Raw genomic sequence first — 20,452 nt, 5'->3', positions numbered from 1 at the left:
CGCGTCAACTGTTCTGCAACGCCAACCCCGCATGCTCCCGCAGCGGATGGAAGTGAATCTTCGGGAACCGCTCCTGCGCCAGCCGTACGTCATATGGGCTCGTGCACAGATAGGCCAGCGTGTCCGCCGCATCGCGCGCCATGCGCATGGGGTAGGCGTTCTCGAACTCGCGCAGTTCGGCCGGCGTGTCGGCGGTGATCCAGCGGGCTCCCGTGTACTGGCAGGCTTCCAGACGGATGTCGCAGTCGTATTCGGTGTTCAGACGGTGCTGCACCACTTCGAACTGCAGCTGGCCCACGGCACCCAGCAGCATGTTGCCGCCGGCCTCGGGCTTGAAGACCTGGATGGCGCCTTCCTCGCCCAGTTGCATCAGGCCCTGCTGCAGTTGCTTGGTGCGCAGCGGGTTCTTCAGCACCACGGTCATGAACATTTCGGGGGCGAAGAACGGCAGGCCGGTGAACTGCAGGTTGGCACCGTCGGTGATGGTGTCGCCCAGCTGCACGCCGCCGTGCGTGGTGAAGCCGATGATGTCGCCGGCGTAGGCCTCTTCCACCGCCTCGCGGCGCTGGCTCATGAAGGTGACCACGCTGGTGGGGCGCAGTTCCTTGGCGGTGCGCTGGACCTTGAGCTTCATGCCGGGCGTGTACTTGCCGCTGGCCACGCGCACGAAGGCGATGCGGTCGCGGTGGTTGGCGTCCATGTTGGCCTGCACCTTGAACACCACGCCCGAAAAGCCTTTGTCTTCGGGCAGGATGGTCTTCTCGACGGTCTGCTTGTTGACGACGAGCGAGCTCTTGCGCGGGCCGGGCGGGGGCGACATGTCCACCACCGCATCCAGCACTTCCATCACACCGAAGTTGTTCACGCCCGAGCCGAAGAACACCGGTGTGAGCTTGCCAGCCAGGAAGGCTTCATGGTCCCAGGGCGCCGAGGCACCTTGCGCCAGCTCCATGCTTTCCAGTGCGTCGTCAAAGGCCTGACCGAAGCGCGCGCGCAGCTTGTCGGCATCGGCCAGCGGAATGACCTCGAAGTCCTGCGGGCGCTTTTCGCTGCCGGGGGCGAACACCGTCATGGTCTGCGTGCGCAGGTTGATGATGCCGCCGAACGACTTGCCCTGGCCCACCGGCCAGGTGATGGGGCAGCAGGGCATGCCCAGCTCGCGCTCCACCTCGTCCAGGATGTCCAGCGGGTCGCGCACTTCGCGGTCCATCTTGTTGACGAAGGTGATGATGGGCGTGTCGCGCTGGCGGCAGACCTCGATCAGGCGGCGCGTCTGCGCCTCCACGCCGTTGGCCGCGTCGATCACCATCAGGGCCGAATCGACGGCCGTGAGCACGCGGTAGGTGTCTTCCGAGAAGTCCTTGTGGCCCGGCGTGTCCAGCAGGTTGATGACATGGTCGCGGTAGCTCATCTGCATCACGCTCGACGCCACCGAGATGCCGCGCTGCTTCTCGATCTCCATCCAGTCGGACGTGGCGTGGCGGCTGGCCTTGCGGCCCTTCACGGCGCCGGCGATCTGGATGGCGCCGGAGAACAGCAGCAGCTTTTCCGTCAGCGTGGTCTTGCCGGCGTCGGGGTGGGAGATGATGGCAAAAGTCCGGCGGCGCCGGGTTTCTGGGGCGTACGACACAGTGATTCTGGGTGAGGGCCGCGCGGTGCGCTGCGGCCGGTGCGAGAAGAGGCGGGCGCACCCTGCGGGAGCGCCCTGGCATTGGGCGGGGATTCTACGGCGCGGCGCGTGGTGCGGGGGCGCCGGTATAATCTTGCACTTTCCGAGGAGCGTTGCAGCGTCCCCAGCACGGCGGGGCGCGAGGCTCGGAAGTCATACCCAGCAACGACGCTCACCCACGCCTTGCGGTGCGGTGAGCCCCATCCCCCAGGCGCGGTTTTTTCAGATACCCATCAAGGAAACCACCATGAGCGCTGTTCTCAAGTCCCCAGCCGACTCCGCGATTGCCGATATCTCCCTGGCCGACTGGGGCCGCAAGGAGATCCGCATCGCCGAAACCGAGATGCCCGGCCTGATGGCCATCCGCGAGGAATTCGCGGCCAAGCAGCCCCTGAAGGGCGCGCGCATCACGGGCTCGCTGCACATGACCATCCAGACGGCCGTGCTGATCGAGACGCTCAAGGCCCTGGGCGCCGACGTGCGCTGGGCCTCGTGCAACATCTTCTCTACCCAGGACCACGCCGCCGCCGCGATTGCCGCCACCGGCACGCCGGTGTTCGCCATCAAGGGCGAAACCCTGGTGGACTACTGGGACTACACCCACCGCATCTTCGACTTCGGCCCCAAGGGCAGCGAGGGCGAAGGCCCAAACATGATCCTGGACGACGGCGGTGACGCCACGCTGCTGATGCACCTGGGCAAGCGCGCTGAAAAGGACGCCTCCGTGCTGGCCAACCCCGGCAGCGAGGAAGAGCGCATCCTGTACGCCGCCATCAAGGCCAAGCTGGCCGAGGACAGCACCTGGTACAGCCGCAAGAGCGCCCAGATCATCGGCGTGACCGAAGAGACCACCACCGGCGTGCACCGCCTCAAGGAAATGTCGGCCAAGGGCACGCTGCTGTTCCGTGCGATCAACGTGAACGATTCGGTGACCAAGTCCAAATTCGACAACCTGTACGGCTGCCGCGAGTCGCTGGTGGACGGCATCAAGCGCGCCACCGACGTGATGATTGCCGGCAAGGTGGCCGTGGTGGCGGGCTATGGCGACGTGGGCAAGGGCTCGGCCCAGGCGCTGCGCGCCCTGAGCGCCCAGGTGTGGGTGACCGAGATCGACCCCATCAATGCCCTGCAGGCTGCCATGGAAGGCTTCAAGGTCGTGACCATGGAGTGGGCCGCCGACAAGGCCGACATCTTCGTCACCACCACGGGCAACCGCGACGTCATTACCTTCGAGCACATGAAGGCGATGAAGGACCAGGCCATCGTCTGCAACATCGGCCACTTCGATAACGAGATCCAGGTCGCCAAGCTCGAAGAGCACTGCCAGTGGGAAGAAATAAAGCCCCAGGTCGACCATGTGATCTTCCCGGACGGCAAGCGCATCATCCTGCTGGCCAAGGGCCGCCTGGTGAACCTGGGCTGCGGCACGGGCCACCCCAGCTTCGTGATGTCCAACTCGTTCGCCAACCAGACCATCGCGCAGATCGAGTTGTTCACCCACCCCGAGGGCTACGACGTGGGCAAGGTCTACGTGCTGCCCAAGCACCTCGACGAGAAGGTGGCGCGCCTGCACCTGAAGAAGGTGGGCGCCATGCTGACCGAGCTGAGCGACGAGCAGGCCGCCTACATCGGCGTGCCGAAGCAGGGCCCCTACAAGCCCGACACCTACCGCTATTGATTGTTAAAAAGCATAGCTGCTTGCGCTTGCCAGTGGCTGTTTTCAGCATGAAAAATTGCTGAAAGTGGCTCGCTGCAAGCGCTGCCAGCTATCGATATGAGAGGATAGCGCGATGCGCGCGGACGTATTTCTGGTGGAAGGCGGCTACGCGGCCACCCGGTCGCAGGCCCAGCGGTTGATTGCCGCCGGCGTGCAGTGGCGCCTGGCGCCCACGCTGCCGTGGCAGAAGGTGGCCAAGAACGGCGACGACATTCCTGCGGGGGTTGAGGTGCAGCTGCTGGACGCTGCGGAGGCCAAGTACCTCTCGCGCGGCGGCCTCAAGCTTGAAGGCGCGCTGGCGGCCACGGGCATGCAAGTGGCTGGCCTGCGCTGCCTGGACGTGGGGCAGAGCACCGGCGGTTTCACCGACTGCCTGCTGGCACATGGCGCTGCCCAGGTGATTGGCGTGGACGTGGGCCACGGCCAGTTGCACGAGCGGCTGCGCGCCGACCCGCGGGTGGTCTGCGTGGAAGGCGTGAATGCCCGGGCCCTCACGCCCGAGGCGTTGCAGGACGCCTGCGACGTGGCGCTGTCCGAAGTCATCGAGGACGCGGAAGACAACGACACCCAGCCCCAGGCCCCCTACGCCTGGATGCGCAACGGCGGCATGGTGGACGATGAGTACGACGACAGCGACGACGCCAAGGAGCATGAGATCGAGAGCTTCAAGGCTGAGCGCGCCGCCAAGGCCAAGGCACGCGCCGATGGCTCATTGCCCGTGCAGCGCCGCCGCCGTCCCGGGTGCGAGGACGTGGACATCACGCCGGCGTTCGATCTCGTCACCGGCGACCTGTCCTTCATCTCGCTCACGCTGGTGCTGCCTGCGCTGGTGCCGCTGTTGAAAGAGCAGGGCCAGCTGCTGATGCTGGTCAAGCCGCAGTTTGAGTTGCAACCCGGCCAAGTGGGCAAGGGCGGCATCGTGCGCGATGCACAGCTGTATCCGCAGGTGGAGCAGCGCATCCGTGACTGCTGCACGGAGCTGGGGCTGCACGTGGTGGCCTGGATCGATAGCCCCATCGAGGGGGGCGACGGCAACCGCGAGTTCTTCATCCATGCAAGGAGGAAGGCATGAGCCTTTCCACGGCCTTTCCGGTCAGCTTTGAATTCTTCCCGCCCAAGACGCCCGAGGGCGCCGACAAACTGCGCGCCGTGCGCCAGCAGCTGTATGCGCGCCGGCCCGAGTTCTGCTCCGTCACCTACGGCGCGGGGGGCTCCACGCAGGCGGGCACCTTCGGCACGGTGCGCGAGATCCTCGCCGAGGGCGTGAGCGCGGCCTCGCACTTCTCGTGCATCGGCGCCACCAAGGACAGCGTGCGCGCGCAGCTCGCCGAGCTGAAAGCCATGGGCGTGAAGCGCCTGGTTGCGCTGCGCGGCGACCTGCCCAGCGGCTACGGCATCGGGGGCGAGTTCCATTACGCGAGCGATCTGGTGGCGTTCATCCGCGCCGAGACGGGGCGCGACTTCCACATCGAGGTGGCGGCCTACCCCGAGGTCCATCCCCAGGCCCGTTCGTCGGATGCCGACCTGCAGGCCTTTGCCACCAAGGTGCGCGCGGGCGCCGACTCGGCCATCACACAGTACTTCTTCAATGCCGACGCCTACCTGCGCTTCGTGCAGGACGTGCGCCGCCTGGGGCTGGACGTGCCCGTGGTGCCGGGCATCATGCCGATCATGGGCGCGTCGCAGCTGCTGCGCTTTTCGGACGCCTGCGGCGCCGAGATCCCGCGCTGGATCCGCCTGCGCCTGCAGGGCTATGGTGACGATGTGGCGAGCATTCGCGCCTTCGGCCTGGATGTCGTCACGCACCTGTGCGAGCAACTGCGCCGCGAGGGCGTGCCGGGCCTGCACTTCTACACCATGAACCAGAGCGCGGCCACGTTGGAAATCTGCGACCGCCTGGGGCTCTGAAGCGGCGGGGATGGGTAATATCGGCAGCTTTTTCCCGTCCTCTTCCTCCTATCCCCTGCGCGTTTGCGGTATGAGTCCCGTCATTGCCTTCCTGCTGTTCACCACGCTGTCGCTTGCGATGGCATCGCCCGCGTCGGCGCAGACGCGCTATTCCTGCCGCGACGAGCAGGGCGCCGTCTACACCCTGGCGCGCCCCTGCCCCAAGGGCATGGTGACCACCGCCGTCTCGGCGGGGCCGGTGGAGCCACGCGTCGAGCCCCGCAGCTACGCGCCCACCCCGTCCCGGCGCAGCAGTGCGATGCGCGAGGTGCCGGAATACGAGAGCTACATGAGCGGGCGCTGCCGCACGCTGCAAAACAGCATCCGCGGGGCATCGGCCAACGGCTCCAGCTACGACGTCATCGCAGGCATGCAGCGCGAATACCGGCGCGACTGCAGCGACGAGGAGAGCGATGCCGCCTCGCGCTACTACCGCGAGCGCCGCGAGGCACGCAGCCAGCGCCGCACAGAGCGCGAGCGCGAGGAACAAGCCCAACTGGCGCAGGAGGAGCAGGAAAGCCGCAAGGCGCTGCAATGCGCGGAGTCCAAGCGCATCCTGGCCGCCAAGAGAGCGCGCACCGACCTGACACCGGGTGAACGCAATGATCTGCGCCGTTTTGAGACCAACGTCATCACCCGCTGCGGCGACTTCTGACCCTTTGCATCCCGGCCGCATGGGACGGTGGTTGGCCGGCGTGCTGTTGGCGGCCGTGCTGGCGGGTTGCGCGGCGCCACCCGCCGATGCGCCCCCTGTAATAGCACATGGCCCGTCGCAGGCACTGCCGGGACCGGCGGGCGCGCAGGCGGACAGCCCACCGGACTCCGGTGTATCGGCCCCGCCGCGGGCTCGCAAGGAGGGCAGGGTGCGCTCGGCACCGTCTTCTCCGCGTGAAGCCGATACCGCCATCGAGCGCGGCCGCGAAGACGAGGAAGAAAGCGGCGTGCTGCTCGGGCGCGGGCTGGCCTCCTGGTACGGCGGCAGCCTGCATGGCCGGCGCACGGCCAGCGGCGAGCGTTTTGACCATGGGGAACTCACCGCCGCGCACCGCACGTTGCCTTTCGGGGCGCGGGTGTGCGTGCGCAGCCTGGTCAACGGCAAGGTGGTGGTGGTGCGCGTCAATGATCGCGGACCGTTCGCGCCAGGCCGGGTCATCGACCTGAGCCAGGCCGCGGCGCAGGAACTGGGCATGGTGGGCCTGGGCATCAAGCCCGTGGAGATCTGGCACATGGGGCCGGACGACGACAGCTGCCCCGAAGATCTGCCGGAGCTGGACCCGTCGTCCACGCCCGCAGCCTCGCCGGCCGCTGCTCCAGCGGGCGCCGCGCAAGCGCGCACAAATCAGGGCGCTGCGCGCACTACTCCCCGCAAGAGCCGGGCCCGGCGGCGCTAAACCACGGCATCCCAGGGATCGTGCGGGCGCCGCTGCCCCGGGGCTTAACCCACCTCCAGCGTGTGGGACGCGTTGCGGTCCTGGGCCAGCAATTGCGCCATCTGCGGCAACGCCTCGCGCAGCACGCCCTGCAGCGTGAAGGGAGGGTTGACCACGAACATGCCGCTGGCCGGCAGGCCGGGCCGGCGCGCGCCTTCGCCGGCCGCAGGGGAGGCCAGTTTGCTGGATTTCACGGTCAGCGTCGCATGCAGCCAGGGCTTGCCCGCCTTCTGGGCCAGCGTCTTGAGCCGGCGCGGCAGATCGTGCGCCTCCGCCCGCGGAATGATGGGGTACCAGACGGCATACACGCCGGTCGCAAAGCGCTTCAGCGCATCCTGCAACAGCGCCTGCACGCGCAGGTAGTCGCTCTTGATTTCATAGCTGGGATCGCACAGTACAAGCGCGCGGCGGGCCGGTGGGGGGATGAACTTCTTGACGCCCTCAAAACCGTCCTCCTGCAGCACGGCCACCTGCCTGCCTGCTTCAAGCTGGGCTATGTTGCCTGCGAGGGAGCGGGCGTCGGTGGGGTGCAGCTCGAACAGTTTGAGCTTGTCCTGGGCGCGCAAGAGGCGCTGCGTGATGAAGGGCGAGCCGGGGTAGACGCGCGTGGCATCGCCCTGGTTGAAGGCGCGCACCATGTCCACGTAGTCCTGCAGCGCGGGTGCCAGGGCGGGAAGAGCCGCTGGCGGCACGAGGCGCAAAATGCCGTCCGCGGATTCGGCGCTGGTGGAGGCATAGTCTCCGTCGAGCCGGTACAGGCCCGCGCCGGCGTGGGTGTCCAGAACGGTCAGGGCCGCGTCTTTCTGTAGAAGGTGTTGCAAGGTGGCAAGGAGCACCGTGTGCTTGAGCACATCGGCGTGGTTGCCTGCGTGGAAGGCGTGGCGGTAACTGAACATGCACCCAATGGTAACCAGCGCCATCGCGGGCACAATGCGGGTCCGCCTGGTACGGGAAGTGATGTTTTTGGCAGACAGGATGCGCTTTGTTGCGCGTCGGCCTGGCTGCCTGGCGCATCATGGCGTCCGCTGCGGCGTGCCGCGGTGCTTCCTCCGCTTCCTCGTTAGACTTCGCTGCACTCGCTGATCCGCATCCCTTGTCCGCAACGCCCTCCATGTCTTCGCTCCCCCCCCGCTTCACGCCCGCCAGCGTCGCGCACCACGTCGACGCCCTCCCGGCGGGCACCCGGTTGGGAGAGTTCGAGATCGTGGCGCTGCTGGGCGTGGGTGGCTTCGGCATGGTGTACCAGGCGTTCGACCATTCCCTGCTGCGTTTCGTCGCGATCAAGGAGTACATGCCTGCCGCCTTGGCGGGCCGCGCGGACGGGCATTCGCTCTGGGTGCGTTCCTCGTCGGACGAGCAGTCTTTCCAGGCGGGCCTGGCCTCGTTCGTGGACGAGGCGCGCCTGCTGGCGCAGTTCGACCATCCCTCGCTGGTGAAGGTCTTCCGGTTCTGGGAAGCCAATCACACGGCCTACATGGTCATGCCCCTGTACAGCGGCTTGACCCTCAAGCAGGCGCGCGCGCACATGCGCACGCCGCCCCCCGAGGAATGGCTGCGCAAGGTGTTGTGGTCGGTCACCAGCGCGTTGCGGGTGCTGCACGAAGGACAGACGCTGCACCGCGACATCTCGCCGGACAACATCTTCCTGCAGGACCATGGCCCACCAGTGCTGCTGGACCTCGGCGCCGCGCGGCATGCGATCAGCGACCGGGACCAGAAGCACACGGCCGTGCTCAAAGTCAACTACGCGCCCATAGAGCAGTACACGGACGCGGCATCGCACCTGCACCAAGGGCCGTGGAGCGACCTGTATTCGCTGGGCGCCGTCGTGCATGGCTGTCTGTGCAACGACACGCCGTTGCCCGCCACCTTGCGCGCCATACGCGACCGCATGGTGTCGTTCTCCCGCGTAGCACGCACGGTGCGCAAGCAGTTCGGCGTGGAATACTCGCGTCCGTTCGTCGATGCGGTGTCGCAGTGCCTGGCGCTGCAGCCGCAGGACCGTCCACAATCCATCGACGCGTTCCTGCAGACGATGGGCATGACGGCTGCGCCCGCGGGACTGGACGGGTTCGACTTCCGTGCCGAACTGGGCTCCATCTGGGTGGAGCCCTCGAGCAAGGATGCGCAGGGCGTGGCAGTCCCGATGATCGACCTCACGGCGATGTCGCAGCCGCAGAATTCCCGGCCGCAGGCCGCCACCGTTGTGGCGGCGTCGGCTAGCGCGCCGGCAGACCTCATGGCGTCACCCGTGGAGCCTGCGACCGTGTTTGCGGAAACCGTTGCCGATGCGGGCGACACGCAGGCCTTCGCAGATACGCGCGAGATGCCGCAACATGACGCGCCGACCGGTACACGCCAACAGACGCACGCGCGCACACCCCGCCCCCAGAAGGCTGCACGCCATGCATCAGCCCCCCGTGTTGCCAGAGCAGGTCATGGCGGACGGGCACGGCTGGTGTGGGGTATGGCTGCCTCCCTGGCGCTGCTGGTCATCGCCAGCAGTCCGTGGTGGGGAGGCCGGGAGAGCGCGCCGCGGTATACCCCCGAAAACGAGATCATCACGGAACTTGCGTCACCAGCGCCAGCACCGGAGCCGGCAGAGGTGGTGATGGTGTCGCATGAGGCGGCGGACCCCGCGTCGGCGGCAATGGCAATGCAGCCAGAGGCTGCGTCGGTGGCTGAGGCCCGGCCTGCGGCCGTCTCCAAACCCCGGCTTGCGCGCAAGGCTGCCGAGGCGACCGCGCCTGCCCCAGCGCCCGCCCCTGTGGTTCCGGCTCCCGAGCCGGCGCCACCTCCCCCTGCGCCGTCACGCCCTGCGGTGCCCGCAAGGGTGCCCGGGCCTGACGAGGCCTGCGAGGCATCCAGTTTCTTTGCTCGCCCGTTGTGCATTCACGAGCAATGCCAGAAGCCGGGGCTGGCCAACCATCCCATTTGCGTGGAAAACCGCCGCCGGCAGGAAGCCGAGGAGCGCAGGCGACAGCTTTACTCGCAGTAGGGCACTGCGCAGCGGTCGATTTTGTATAATGGCCGGCTTCGCAGCGATTTTTAGGTCCCGCGGCGAAGCGCGACATCCCACCTAAGAGGCTTTCATCAGAAAAGCACCGACCGTGGAAAAGGACCGCCAAACCACCTCTAGAAAAGAGAAACTCATGTCCACATTCAGCGCAAAGCCCGCTGAGGTCGTGCACGAGTGGTTTGTGATTGACGCCACCGACAAGGTGCTCGGCCGGGTAGCCAGCGAAGTTGCCCTCCGTCTGCGCGGCAAACACAAAGCCATTTACACGCCTCACGTTGATACCGGCGACTACATCGTCATCATCAACGCCTCCAAGCTCAAGGTCACCGGCACCAAGTCCCTGGACAAGGTGTACTACCGCCACTCGGGTTATCCCGGCGGTATCACGGCCACGAACTTCCGCGATCTGCAAGCCAAGCACCCCGGCCGCGCGCTGGAAAAGGCCGTCAAGGGCATGCTGCCCAAGGGCCCGCTCGGCTACGCCATGATCAAGAAGCTCAAGGTGTACGGCGGCGCGGAACATCCGCACACCGCTCAGCAGCCTAAAGCGCTGGAAATCTAAGGAGCCTTGAATGATTGGTGAATGGAACAATGGCACCGGCCGTCGCAAGTCCAGCGTCGCCCGCGTGTTTCTGAAGAAGGGTTCCGGCAAGATCACTGTGAATGGCAAAGACATTCAGCAGTACTTCGGCCGCGAAACCTCGATCATGATTGCCAAGCAACCCCTGGCGTTGACCAACCATGTCGAAACCTTCGACATCCAGATCAACGTGCACGGCGGTGGTGAATCCGGCCAGGCTGGCGCTGCCCGCCACGGCATCACCCGCGCTCTGATCGACTACGACGCGACGCTGAAGCCCGCACTGAGCCAAGCCGGCTTCGTGACGCGTGATGCCCGTGAAGTCGAACGTAAGAAGGTCGGTCTGCACTCCGCACGCCGCGCCAAGCAGTTCTCGAAGCGCTAAGCCTCGGCCACTGCCTTGCGTTATGCTGCAGCGCCCCTCGGCGTGCTGCAGACTGCAGAAACCGCCCTTCGGGGCGGTTTTTTTGTTTTTGGGCGTTGCCGCGGGCGGCGACCATCCCACTGAAAGAAACGTGCACTGCCCATGCGTTACCGACTGCTGCGCCGCCGCCTCACGATCTCCGCTCCGCGCGTCACCGTGCGCAGCGCGCTTCCGTGGCCGCTGCGCTGGGCGGCCGTGGCCATCGTCCTGGGCCTGTGCGCGGCCATGACGCTGTGGGCCTTCGACCTGGGCAAACGGATCGCCGGGCTGGACGCGGGCAGCCGGGAGGAATTGCAGCGCCTTCGTGCAGAGGTGTCGCAGTTGCGCGAGCACAACCGTCTCCAGCACGAAAAGCAGGAAGCCGCGGGCAGCCTGCGCATAGCCGAGCAGGCGGCCATGGATCGTCTGCTGGAGCAACTGCGGCAACTCGAAGCCGACAACCGTAGCCTGCGGGAGGACCTGGGCTTCTTCGAGAAGCTGACCCCCACCGGCAAGCCTGGCAACCTGACCATCCGCGGGCTGCATGCCGAGACCTTGGAGGGAGGTGGGCAGTTGCGCTGGCAGGTGCTGGCCATGCAGCCCATGCGCAATGCGCCGGAATTCAAGGGCCGGCTGGAACTGCTGCTGGCGGGCACGCTGAACGGGGCGGAGTGGTCCTCCACGTCTCCAGCGGTCATCCAGCCGCTTCAGTTCCGGCAGTACCGGCGGGTTCAGGGCGTGGCGGCCCTGCCGCCGGGCGCCATGGTAAAAACCGTGACCGCGCGCCTGATGGATGGAACCTCGTTGCGCGCGGCCCAGACTTTTTCACTGGAGCCATAGGGCCCGGCTGCGGACCCGCATGGCAACGACTACTACACCCCGAGGGAATACCACATGTTTTCGCGCAAGAAGCCACCCCCGATCAAGAGCCTGATTGCGCAAGGAACGCGCGTGCAGGGCGATGTACTGTTCGCGGACGGATTGCGGGTGGATGGCGAAGTGATCGGCGACCTGCGGTCTTCGGCTGAACCCAGCATTGTGGTGGTGTCCGAATCAGCAAAGGTGGAAGGTGCGGTGCATGCCGCCCATGTCATCGTCAACGGAACGGTGGAGGGGCCCGTACATGCCACGGAGCTGCTGGAGGTTCAGCCCAAGGCGCGGATCACCGGTAACGTGCATTACAAGGCCCTTGAAATGCACCAGGGCGCGGTGATTGCCGGGCAGCTCTGCCCGGCCGCGCCGCTGCTGCTGGAAGAAAAGCCCACACTGAAACTGGCGTCAAACGCACAGTGAACGGAGCGCTGGGGGGCTATGCCTTACCATCGAAACAAAGACTGACCCAAGGAGCCCTTCATGAGCGCCGTTGCCGAGAACACCACGACCGAGATGCCCGCCCCCATCCTTTTCACCGACAGCGCCGCCGCCAAGGTGGCCGAGTTGATTGCCGAAGAAGGCAATCCTGACCTCAAGCTGCGGGTCTTCGTGCAGGGCGGGGGATGCTCGGGCTTCCAGTATGGTTTCACATTTGATGAAATCACGAACGAAGACGACACCACCATGACCAAGAACGGTGTGTCACTGCTCATCGATGCCATGAGCTACCAATACTTGGTGGGTGCAGAGATCGACTACAAGGAAGACCTGCAGGGTGCGCAGTTCGTCATCAAGAACCCGAATGCCGCTTCGACATGCGGCTGCGGCTCCAGCTTCTCCGTGGAAGACCACTGACGCACAGCCCATGAGAATCCGCCGCCTACGGGCGGCTTTTTTATGGCTGCGTGGCAGATTGCTCAGGCGGGGTAGATGGCGCCGAGGATGCGCTCCCCGCGGGCGCCCGTGACCGCGGGCAAGCTGGCTGTCTGGCCGCTGACGCATTGATGCGCCAGCCACGCGAAGGCAGCCGCTTCGACCTGCAGGGGAGGCAGCCCGTGGTGATCCGAGCTTTCGACACGAACCGTCGGTGCCAATTGCTGCAGGCGCTCCATCAGATAGCGGTTCAGTGCCCCGCCGCCGCAGACGATCAACAGCCGGCAGTCGCGTGCGTGCCGTGACAACTCCTGGACGCACGTAAGGGCCGTGTACTCGGCAAGGGTGGCCTGGACATCCTGGGGCGCGGCGCCCACGGCGCTGGCCGCAAGGCGTGTGGCCAGCCATTGCGGATGGAACAGGTCACGCCCCGTGCTCTTGGGGGGCGCAAGGGCGAGGAATGGCTCGTCCAGCATCGCCTCCAGCAGGGCGGGCAGGACATGGCCGCTGCGTGCCCAGGCGCCTTCGTGGTCGTAGGGCTGCCCCGTATGCCGCTCGCACCAGTGATCCATAAGGGCGTTGGCCGGGCCGCAGTCAAACCCCACGGTGGTCCCGTCGGCCCGCAGGATGCTCAGGTTGGAAATGCCCCCCAGGTTCAGCACCGCCACGGTGCGTCCGGCTTGGCCGAACACGCCGCGGTGGAAGGCGGGCACCAGCGGCGCGCCCTGGCCGCCCGCCGCCACGTCCCGGCTGCGGAAGTCGGCCACGACGGTGATGCCGGTGATTTCGGCCAGCAAGGCGGGCTGGTTGAGTTGCAGCGTGTAGCCCGTGCCATCGAACGCCTGCGGCCGGTGGCGCACCGTCTGCCCATGCGCGCCCAGGGCCTGCACCGCGGCCGCCGTGAGGCCCGCTTGGTCCAGCAGACGGTGGACTACCTTCGCATAGGTACGCGCCAGCGCATTCGCGGCGAGCGCCGCGCGGTGCAGTTCGTCGTGGCCGGTACTGTTGAGAGCGAGGAATTCTGCTCTTAAATCAGGAGCTAGTGGCGCTGATGCATGCTGGGCTACAGCGCATTTTTGGCCTGAAAAATGCGCGAGCACACCATCCACGCCGTCCAGCGACGTGCCCGACATCAGCCCGATGAACCACCGTGGCGGCGTATCCATGGGCGAAGGGCGTTACTCGGCGCTGGCTTGCAGGATCTGTGCGGCGGAGGACAGCTGCACGCGCATGTTGCCGGCCAGGCGGTCGAATGCCGGACGTGCGGCGGCCGAGACCGGCTGGGCTGCCTCGCTCTGGCGCGCAATAACCATCGGGTCCTTGTGCTCGCCCGCGACGCGGAATTCGAAGTGCAGGTGCGGGCCCGTGGCCCAGCCGGTGGAGCCCACGGCGCCAATCTTCTGGCCCTGCTCCACGCTTTCGCCCTTGCGCACGTCGATGCGGCTCAGGTGCGCGTAGACGGTGACGTGCTGGTTGCGGTGCTTGATGTACACCACGTTGCCGTAGCCGTTCTGCACGCCGGCGAAATCCACCACGCCGTCGCCTACCGTGCGTACGGAAGTACCGGTCGGCGCCGCGAAATCGGTACCCAGGTGCGCGCGCCAGGTCTTGTGAATGGGGTGGAACCGCATCGCAAAGCCGCTGGAGACGCGGGAGAACTCGACCGGCGACGACAGGTAGGCGCGGCGCATGCTCTCGCCGTCCAGCGTGTAGTACGAGCCCTTGGTGGCTCCCGGCTCCTGGAACCAGACGGCGCTGTGGGTCTTGTCGCCATTGTGGAACTCGGCGCTCAGCACGCGGCCGCTGCGCAGGGGCTCGCCATCTGCCTCCAGGGTTTCATACACCACCGAGAAGCGGTCTTCCTTGCGCAGGGCGCGCCGGAAGTCGATGTCACCGGAGAACACCTCTGCCAGCTGCACGGCGACGGCGTCGGGAATGTTGGCGGCATCCGTTGCTGCAAACAGCGAGCTGCGGATGATGCCGCCCGCCAGGCGGCTGCCCACCGTCAGCGGCGCCGTCTCGATGCGCGAGGCGAAGCTGCCGTCCTGCTGGCGCTCGACCACCAGGCGCTTGAAGCTCTCGCTGTCGTCGGGGGCCCAGCGCGCCGTCAGGCGGGTGAGGCGGTGGTCGTCGGTCGTCTCGGCGGACATCGAGCGGCCGGTGCGTCCCAGCAGGTTCTGCCGCACGTTGGCGTCACTGCGCAGGAAGGCCGAAGCGGCGGGGTCTGCCACGCCCAGGCGCTGCAGGATGCTCTCGGCGGTATCGGCGCTGCGGGTGACGTCGGAGCGGTACAGCGCGTACTGCGGGATGTCCACCAGCGACGATAGCGGTTCGTCTGCCGCCAGCGACTGCACGGCCTGCGTGACGGTGCGCACGGGCAGGTCGGCCGGGTCGGGAGCGAAGGAAGCCACTGCGAAGGCACCGCCGCCGCCGGTGAGCAGCAGGGTGGCCACGGCGGCAGTGATGCGTTTTGGATGTTTCTGAACGGACTGCTTCAGTTGGTTGAGCAATACCAGGCAGGCGGTCGTCAAGCCGTTGTTCAAGAGTCTTACCCCAGGCGTCTGTGTGCTTCCAGGCCCCGGGCCAGGGTCTTAAAGGGCGGGAGGCACTGTCAATGTCGTAGTGCTGTGGAAGGGAGCGAACGCCGGGCGTACGGGTGGCCCACTAGAATCCACGGCTGGAAAGTGCCCGGAAGTATAGTCGTTGGGGCCCTGGCGGCACCCCAAAAAACCCTTATGAATCAATCTGCTGTTACAACATTCTCGGTGACCGATGGTGTAGGACGGGCGCTTGAAGTCTCCCTGCGCGGGGTCGACGAGCTTCTGCCCCAAGAAGAATGGACCCAGAAACTGGCGCGTTCGGAGGCCACGGGCCAGCCGCTGCGCATCAAGCTCGGGCTGGACCCCACGGCGCCGGACATCCACCTGGGCCATACGGTGGTGCTCAACAAGATGCGCCAATTGCAGGACCTGGGCCACCAGGTCATCTTCCTGATCGGCGACTTCACCACGCTGATCGGCGACCCGTCGGGCCGCAACAGCACGCGCCCGCCCCTGACGGCCGAGCAGATCAAGGTCAACGCCAAAACCTACTACACCCAGGCGGCCAAGGTGCTGGACCCAGCGCGTACCGAGATCCGCTACAACAGCGAGTGGTGCGACCAGTTGGGTGCGCGCGGCATGATTCAGCTGTCGGCCAAGTACACCGTGGCACGCATGATGGAGCGCAACGATTTCCACCAGCGCTTCACCGACGGCAGCTCCATCAGCCTGCACGAGTTCCTCTACCCGCTACTGCAGGGCTATGACTCGGTAGCGCTCAGGAGCGACCTGGAGCTGGGCGGCACCGACCAGAAGTTCAACCTGCTCATGGGACGCCATCTGCAGCAAGAATGGGGGCAGGAGCCGCAGTGTGTGCTCACCATGCCGCTGCTGGTGGGGCTGGATGGCGTGGACAAGATGTCCAAGTCCAAGAACAACTACATCGGCATCACGGAGGACGCCAACTCCATGTTCGCCAAGGTGCTCTCCATCTCGGACACCCTGATGTGGGACTGGTACACGCTGCTGTCGTTCAGGAGCCTGGACGAAATCGCCGCGCTCAAGGCCGAGGTGGCGGCAGGCCGCAATCCCAAGGATGCCAAGGTGATGCTGGCCAAGGAGATCACCGCGCGCTTTCACAGCGCCGCACTGGCCGACGCGGCCGAGCAGGATTTCGTCAACCGCAGCAAGGGCGGCATCCCCGACGACATTCCCGAAGTCCGCCTGGCGGGCGCGCCCCTGGGCATCGGTGCGCTGCTCAAGCAGGCCAACCTTGCGCCCTCGACCAGCGAGGCCAACCGCCTCATCGACGGCGGCGGCGTGCGCGTGGACGGCGGCGTGGTCAGCGACAAGGGCCTGAAGCTGGAAGCGGGCAGCTACGTGGTGCAGGTCGGCAAGCGCAAGTTCGCGCGCGTCACCCTGGCCTGATGCCCGGCGGGGCGCGACCGCGCTCCCGCTTTGCCAAGCCACTGCGCGCAGTGGCTTTTTTCATGCCCGTTCAGGCCAGGGCGGCGGTGCGTTGCGCCTGCAGCGCCTCGCGCATGAACGGCAGGTAGGCGCGGTCCACCTTGCAGATGTGGTGCACCAGCCATCGCTTGAGGAATTCCAGCGCCTCCAGCGAGACCTCCTGCCCACCGTCGAAGCGCGTCAGCAGATCCATGGCCTTGCGCGTGAAGCCGTCATGCTCGGCCTTACGGGCGGGAGTCTCGGCGTAGTCGTGCTGCTGAAACAGCACCTCCTCCACGATGAAGTGGTTGTGCGTGTAGTCCACCAAGCCTTCCAAAATTTCGCCCACGGCGCTGCGGCGCGGGCTCGCCGCGCTCAGTTCATCGTGCAGGGCGTTGGTCAGCGCGACCAGTTGACGGTGCTGGTCGTCGATTTCGGGCAGGCCAAGTTCCAGTTCCGCGGTCCAGGGCATGAAAGGCATACAGGGTCTTCTCTTCTGTCCATTGGTGTTGTCGGGGGCGGGGCATAGCCTGCCGACGGTCGCAGACCTTTGCGTGACAACCCATAGGGGAAGACCATGTCATTCGCATGGATTTGCATGGGCCTTGATCTTCGTCAGACGAAGCGCCCGGCTGCGTGAGCGGTTTGCCACGCATTCCTGTGCAAAAAGCCAAACGCGCCCGCCCATCGCGCGCTAGGCGCTATAAATAGAGGAGCGATCGTGCCGCGCTCAGGAGATGTCGTCGTTCAGGTCCGTGTCCGGCACTTCGCCGACGGCTTGGCGCGTGGCTTCGGCCTGCAGCAGCAGCCAGGCGCTGAACGCCTGGATTTCGGGGCGCTGGCCGCTGCGCGGGCCGACGACCAGCCAGTACACCAGCGGAGAGTCCAGCCGGTGGCCCGGCAGCACCTCCTGCAGGTCGCCCGAGGCGAGGCTTTCCGCGATCAGCGGCATGCGCGCCAGCGCCAGGCCCTGGCCGGCCAGCGCGGCCTGCACGATCTGCTGCGCGTAGTTGAAGTACAGCCAGCGCTTGGGCTGCAGCCGCCCCAGGCCGTGCAGTTCGAACCAGCGCCGCCAGGTGATCCACTCGAAATAGGGCATGCGGTGCGCGTCGCCTGCCTCGATGAGCGTGAACTGCGCCACGTCGGCCGGCGTGCGGATGGGCGGCATGCTGTTGAGGAGCCAGGGGCTGGCCACCACCGCCAGTTGCTCGCCAAACAGCCGCTGCGCGCCCGCGGCCTGCGTGCCGGGCACGCTGGAGCGCAGGGCCAGGTCCACGTCGGCCGTCTCCAGGTCCACGATGGTGTCGGTTGCGTCGATGCGGATGTCGATGTCGGGGTTGTCGCGCTGGAATTCCTCCATGCGCGGGATCAGCCACATGGACGCAAAGCTGGCCCAGGTGGTGATGGCCACGCTCTTGCGCCCCGCCGTCTGGCGCACCAGGCGCACGGCCGCGTCCATGCGCTCCAGCGCGGGCGCCACGGCGCGCTGCAGCTGGCCGCCGGCGCTGGTGAGCTCCACGGCGCGTGTGTGGCGCAGAAACAGGGGTACGCCCACTTCGTCCTCCAGCGCCTGGATCTGGCGGCTCACCGCCGACTGGGTCAGGGCCAGTTCCTCGGCCGCGGCGCGGAAGTTCAAATGCCGCGCCACGGCCAGAAATGCGCGCCAATGACCTACGGCCACGGGCCGGGTGCGCAGATGCGCGATGGGAGGAGCGCTGGCGGGCAAGAGAGGGGAGTTCATGGCAGATTGATGACCATTGGGAATCAAAATGCTAGCGCTTTTTCATCGATCGCGCAGCAGGCTGCTCAGGCAGCAGGTGCACCGCTGGCGGTTGCCGTCCCCCGGGGCATGGGGTGATACAGTGATTGATGCCGTTCCGTAATCGATGAGGCCTTCCGTTTTCATTGGACGGTGCCCGGGTCGCAGTCGCACACTGGCGTCACTTCAAAGGGTTTACCAGGAGATGACCGTGACCACCTCGCAAGTTCTGCATTCGCAAGCCTCCAGCGTTCCCGCCGGCGTTGCCGGACCGGAACTGTGCACCATTCCCCAGGGCGCGGCGCGCAGCCTGCACCCCCGCGCGCCGATGCAACTGCGCGTGGTCAGCGGCCTGGCCTGGGTGACCTTGAGCGACGGCCCCCATGGCTGGCGCGAGGATTCGGGGGACCTCATGCTGCACGCGGGCCAGAGCGTGTGCGTGGCCTCCGGCCAGCACGCCGTGGTCGAGCCGATGGGCCGCGAGCCGCTGCAGTTCCAGTGGCGCAGCGCCGCCGCGGTGCGCGCACCGTCAACGCAGTACGCCTCCCCCCGGGGCGATGTCTGCCGCGCCTGACCGTCCGGCTATCGCATCAAACTGGCTGCTAGCGCCCGAATGACGGGCGCTAGCAGCTATTTTTTTAGGAGCAATCAGGGGCGGTGGTGCAGCCGCGCCGCAGAGGGGCAGCGCATGGGCGGCGGGATAATGGCGGCGGGCTGCCGGCCTGGGCTGGCAGGACACGACGACCTTCCACTCTCCACACCTTCATGACAGCACTGGACATCATCATCATGGCCGCGGGCAAGGGCACGCGCATGAAAAGCCGCATTCCCAAGGTCTTGCAGCGCCTGGCCGGCCGGCCCCTGCTGCACCATGTGCTGGGCCAGGCCGCCAGCCTGCAGGCGCGCCGCGTGGTGGTGGTAACGGGCCATGGCGCTACAGAAGTAGAAGCTGCTTGCGCAGGATTGGCGGGCGCTGGAGGCACTTTTGACTTGAAATTCGTGCGCCAGGAGCCGCAGTTGGGCACGGGCCACGCGGTGCAGCAGGCCACGCCCGCGCTGGCGGGCGATGGCACGGTGGTGGTGCTGTCGGGCGACGTGCCGTTGACCCAGGCCGCGACGCTGCGCGCGCTGGTCGAGGCCGGGGCGGGCGAGCGCCTAGCGCTGCTCACCGTGCGCCTGCCCGATCCCACAGGGTACGGCCGCATCGTGCGCGGCGAGGGCGGAACGGTGCAGCGCATCGTGGAGCACAAGGACGCGAACGATGCCGAGCGCGCCATCGACGAGGTCTACAGCGGCATCATGGCCGTGCCCGCGCAGCGCCTGGCGGGCTGGCTGGCGCGTCTGACCAACGACAACGCGCAGGGCGAGTACTACCTGACCGACATCGTGTCCATGGCCGTGGCGGACGGCGTGCCCGTGGCGGCCCACTGCATTGGCGATGCGCTGCAGGTGGCGGGCGTGAACAGCCCCGCGCAACTGGCCGAGCTGGAGCGCGCGCACCAGCGCGCCCAGGCCGCGGCACTCATGGAGCAGGGCGTTCGCCTGGCCGACCCCGCGCGCTTTGACCTGCGCGACGATGCGCGCAGCGGCGCGCGCGGCGAAATCCTCTGTGCGCAGGATGTGGAGATCGACGTGGGCTGCATCTTCACCGGCCGCGTGGAACTGGGCGAGGGCGCGCGCATCGGCGCCTACTGCCACATCAGCAACGCCACCATCGCCGCGGGCGCTGTGGTCCACCCCTTTACCCACATCGATGGCGAGAAGGCCGGCGCCCATGTGGGCGAAGGCGCACTGATTGGTCCCTTCGCGCGCCTGCGCCCCGGCGCGCAACTGGGGCGCGAGGTGCACATTGGCAACTTCGTGGAGGTGAAGAACAGCACGCTGGCCGACGGCGCCAAGGCCAACCACCTGGCCTACCTGGGCGACGCCAGCGTGGGCGAGCGCGTGAACTACGGCGCCGGCAGCATCACCGCCAATTACGACGGTGCCAACAAGCACCGCACGGTGATCGAGGCCGACGTGCACATCGGCAGCAACTGCGTGCTGGTGGCGCCCGTCACCATTGGGGCGGGTGGCACGGTGGGTGGCGGCTCCACCATCACCAAGGACACGCCACCGGGTGTGTTGAGCGTGGCGCGTGGCCGGCAGGTGAGCATCGCGAACTGGAAGCGCCCCGCCAAACAGGCCAAGGGTTGA

Annotated in this window: 20 protein-coding genes and 1 riboswitch; of the genes, 14 read left to right on the top strand and 6 right to left on the bottom strand. The window is 66.8% G+C overall.

Annotated features, from left to right (window positions below):
• Positions 1-4: 4 nt before the first annotated feature.
• On the bottom strand, positions 5-1,630 hold the full coding sequence (locus I3K84_RS09940; RefSeq protein WP_172206130.1) for a peptide chain release factor 3: 1,626 nt from the start codon (positions 1,628-1,630) through the stop codon (positions 5-7).
• A 138-nt stretch (positions 1,631-1,768) separates the two neighbouring features.
• Positions 1,769-1,850: riboswitch (S-adenosyl-L-homocysteine riboswitch) on the top strand.
• A gap of 66 nt (positions 1,851-1,916) precedes the next feature.
• Here I3K84_RS09940 and ahcY point away from each other — a divergent pair.
• From ahcY to I3K84_RS09915, 5 genes are all read left to right on the top strand, one after another.
• Positions 1,917-3,347 (top strand): adenosylhomocysteinase, encoded by a 1,431-nt coding sequence (gene ahcY, locus I3K84_RS09935; protein WP_103738640.1) that lies wholly within the window; start codon positions 1,917-1,919, stop codon positions 3,345-3,347.
• Between the two features lie 112 nt (positions 3,348-3,459).
• Entirely contained in the window at positions 3,460-4,458 is a 999-nt protein-coding gene (locus I3K84_RS09930) for a TlyA family RNA methyltransferase (RefSeq protein ID WP_196996012.1), read from the top strand.
• Positions 4,455-5,294: a methylenetetrahydrofolate reductase [NAD(P)H] gene (gene metF / locus I3K84_RS09925; protein ID WP_103738621.1), complete on the top strand. Its 840-nt coding sequence runs from the start codon at positions 4,455-4,457 to the stop codon at positions 5,292-5,294. The genes I3K84_RS09930 and metF overlap by 4 nt, the downstream gene beginning before the upstream one ends.
• Positions 5,295-5,364: 70 nt before the next feature.
• Positions 5,365-5,988 (top strand): DUF4124 domain-containing protein, encoded by a 624-nt coding sequence (locus I3K84_RS09920; protein ID WP_231403454.1) that lies wholly within the window; start codon positions 5,365-5,367, stop codon positions 5,986-5,988.
• Positions 5,989-6,007: 19 nt separating this feature from the next.
• Positions 6,008-6,724 carry a septal ring lytic transglycosylase RlpA family protein gene (locus I3K84_RS09915; RefSeq protein ID WP_231403453.1) on the top strand — a complete coding sequence of 239 codons (717 nt, stop codon included), beginning with the start codon at positions 6,008-6,010 and terminating at the stop codon, positions 6,722-6,724.
• A gap of 44 nt (positions 6,725-6,768) precedes the next feature.
• Here the strand turns inward: I3K84_RS09915 and I3K84_RS09910 are convergent, their stop codons facing one another.
• Complete coding sequence (locus I3K84_RS09910; protein ID WP_196996011.1) at positions 6,769-7,659, bottom strand: 23S rRNA (adenine(2030)-N(6))-methyltransferase RlmJ; 891 nt, start codon at positions 7,657-7,659, stop codon at positions 6,769-6,771.
• Between the two features lie 215 nt (positions 7,660-7,874).
• Here I3K84_RS09910 and I3K84_RS09905 point away from each other — a divergent pair, with 215 nt between their 5' ends.
• The 6 genes from I3K84_RS09905 to erpA all read left to right on the top strand — a co-directional run bounded on the left by I3K84_RS09905 (position 7,875) and on the right by erpA (position 12,493).
• A complete protein-coding gene (locus I3K84_RS09905) occupies positions 7,875-9,761 on the top strand; it encodes a serine/threonine-protein kinase (RefSeq protein ID WP_196996010.1) in 1,887 nt (628 codons plus the stop codon).
• A gap of 154 nt (positions 9,762-9,915) precedes the next feature.
• On the top strand, positions 9,916-10,344 hold the full coding sequence (gene rplM, locus I3K84_RS09900; RefSeq protein ID WP_011804079.1) for a 50S ribosomal protein L13: 429 nt from the start codon (positions 9,916-9,918) through the stop codon (positions 10,342-10,344).
• A 10-nt stretch (positions 10,345-10,354) separates the two neighbouring features.
• Positions 10,355-10,747: a 30S ribosomal protein S9 gene (gene rpsI / locus I3K84_RS09895; protein WP_011804080.1), complete on the top strand. Its 393-nt coding sequence runs from the start codon at positions 10,355-10,357 to the stop codon at positions 10,745-10,747.
• Positions 10,748-10,888: 141 nt separating this feature from the next.
• Positions 10,889-11,605, top strand: coding sequence for a DUF6776 family protein (locus tag I3K84_RS09890; RefSeq protein WP_012655620.1), 717 nt, complete (start codon positions 10,889-10,891; stop codon positions 11,603-11,605).
• A 54-nt stretch (positions 11,606-11,659) separates the two neighbouring features.
• Entirely contained in the window at positions 11,660-12,058 is a 399-nt protein-coding gene (locus I3K84_RS09885; RefSeq protein WP_011804081.1) for a polymer-forming cytoskeletal protein, read from the top strand.
• Positions 12,059-12,118: 60 nt separating this feature from the next.
• The gene (gene erpA / locus I3K84_RS09880; protein WP_011804082.1) at positions 12,119-12,493 is read left to right on the top strand and encodes an iron-sulfur cluster insertion protein ErpA; all 375 of its coding nucleotides are present in this window, start codon (positions 12,119-12,121) and stop codon (positions 12,491-12,493) included.
• A gap of 62 nt (positions 12,494-12,555) precedes the next feature.
• On the opposite strand, the gene I3K84_RS09875 is transcribed toward erpA, so the two are convergent.
• Both I3K84_RS09875 and I3K84_RS09870 read right to left on the bottom strand, forming a co-directional pair.
• A complete protein-coding gene (locus I3K84_RS09875) occupies positions 12,556-13,677 on the bottom strand; it encodes an anhydro-N-acetylmuramic acid kinase (RefSeq protein WP_196996009.1) in 1,122 nt (373 codons plus the stop codon).
• A 12-nt stretch (positions 13,678-13,689) separates the two neighbouring features.
• Positions 13,690-15,054 (bottom strand): M23 family metallopeptidase, encoded by a 1,365-nt coding sequence (locus I3K84_RS09870; protein WP_047349095.1) that lies wholly within the window; start codon positions 15,052-15,054, stop codon positions 13,690-13,692.
• A 192-nt stretch (positions 15,055-15,246) separates the two neighbouring features.
• Between I3K84_RS09870 and tyrS the strand changes: the two genes are divergently transcribed.
• Positions 15,247-16,479, top strand: a complete 1,233-nt coding sequence (tyrS, locus tag I3K84_RS09865; RefSeq protein ID WP_196996008.1) for a tyrosine--tRNA ligase — start codon at positions 15,247-15,249, stop codon at positions 16,477-16,479.
• Between the two features lie 70 nt (positions 16,480-16,549).
• Here the strand turns inward: tyrS and I3K84_RS09860 are convergent, their stop codons facing one another.
• Complete coding sequence (locus I3K84_RS09860; protein WP_231403452.1) at positions 16,550-16,969, bottom strand: bacteriohemerythrin; 420 nt, start codon at positions 16,967-16,969, stop codon at positions 16,550-16,552.
• A 258-nt stretch (positions 16,970-17,227) separates the two neighbouring features.
• Entirely contained in the window at positions 17,228-18,238 is a 1,011-nt protein-coding gene (locus tag I3K84_RS09855) for a LysR substrate-binding domain-containing protein (RefSeq protein WP_011804087.1), read from the bottom strand.
• 223 nt (positions 18,239-18,461) lie between these two features.
• On the opposite strand from I3K84_RS09855, the gene I3K84_RS09850 reads away from it, so the two are divergent.
• The gene (locus I3K84_RS09850) at positions 18,462-18,830 is read left to right on the top strand and encodes a DUF2917 domain-containing protein (protein ID WP_231403451.1); all 369 of its coding nucleotides are present in this window, start codon (positions 18,462-18,464) and stop codon (positions 18,828-18,830) included.
• 191 nt (positions 18,831-19,021) lie between these two features.
• A complete protein-coding gene (gene glmU, locus I3K84_RS09845; RefSeq protein WP_196996005.1) occupies positions 19,022-20,452 on the top strand; it encodes a bifunctional UDP-N-acetylglucosamine diphosphorylase/glucosamine-1-phosphate N-acetyltransferase GlmU in 1,431 nt (476 codons plus the stop codon).

The organism is Diaphorobacter sp. JS3051 (assembly GCF_015832135.1).
GTDB lineage: Bacteria > Pseudomonadota > Gammaproteobacteria > Burkholderiales > Burkholderiaceae_C > Diaphorobacter > Diaphorobacter nitroreducens.
The sequence above is the reverse complement of the archived record's forward strand: the minus strand, read 5'-3'. Positions and strand labels throughout refer to the sequence as shown.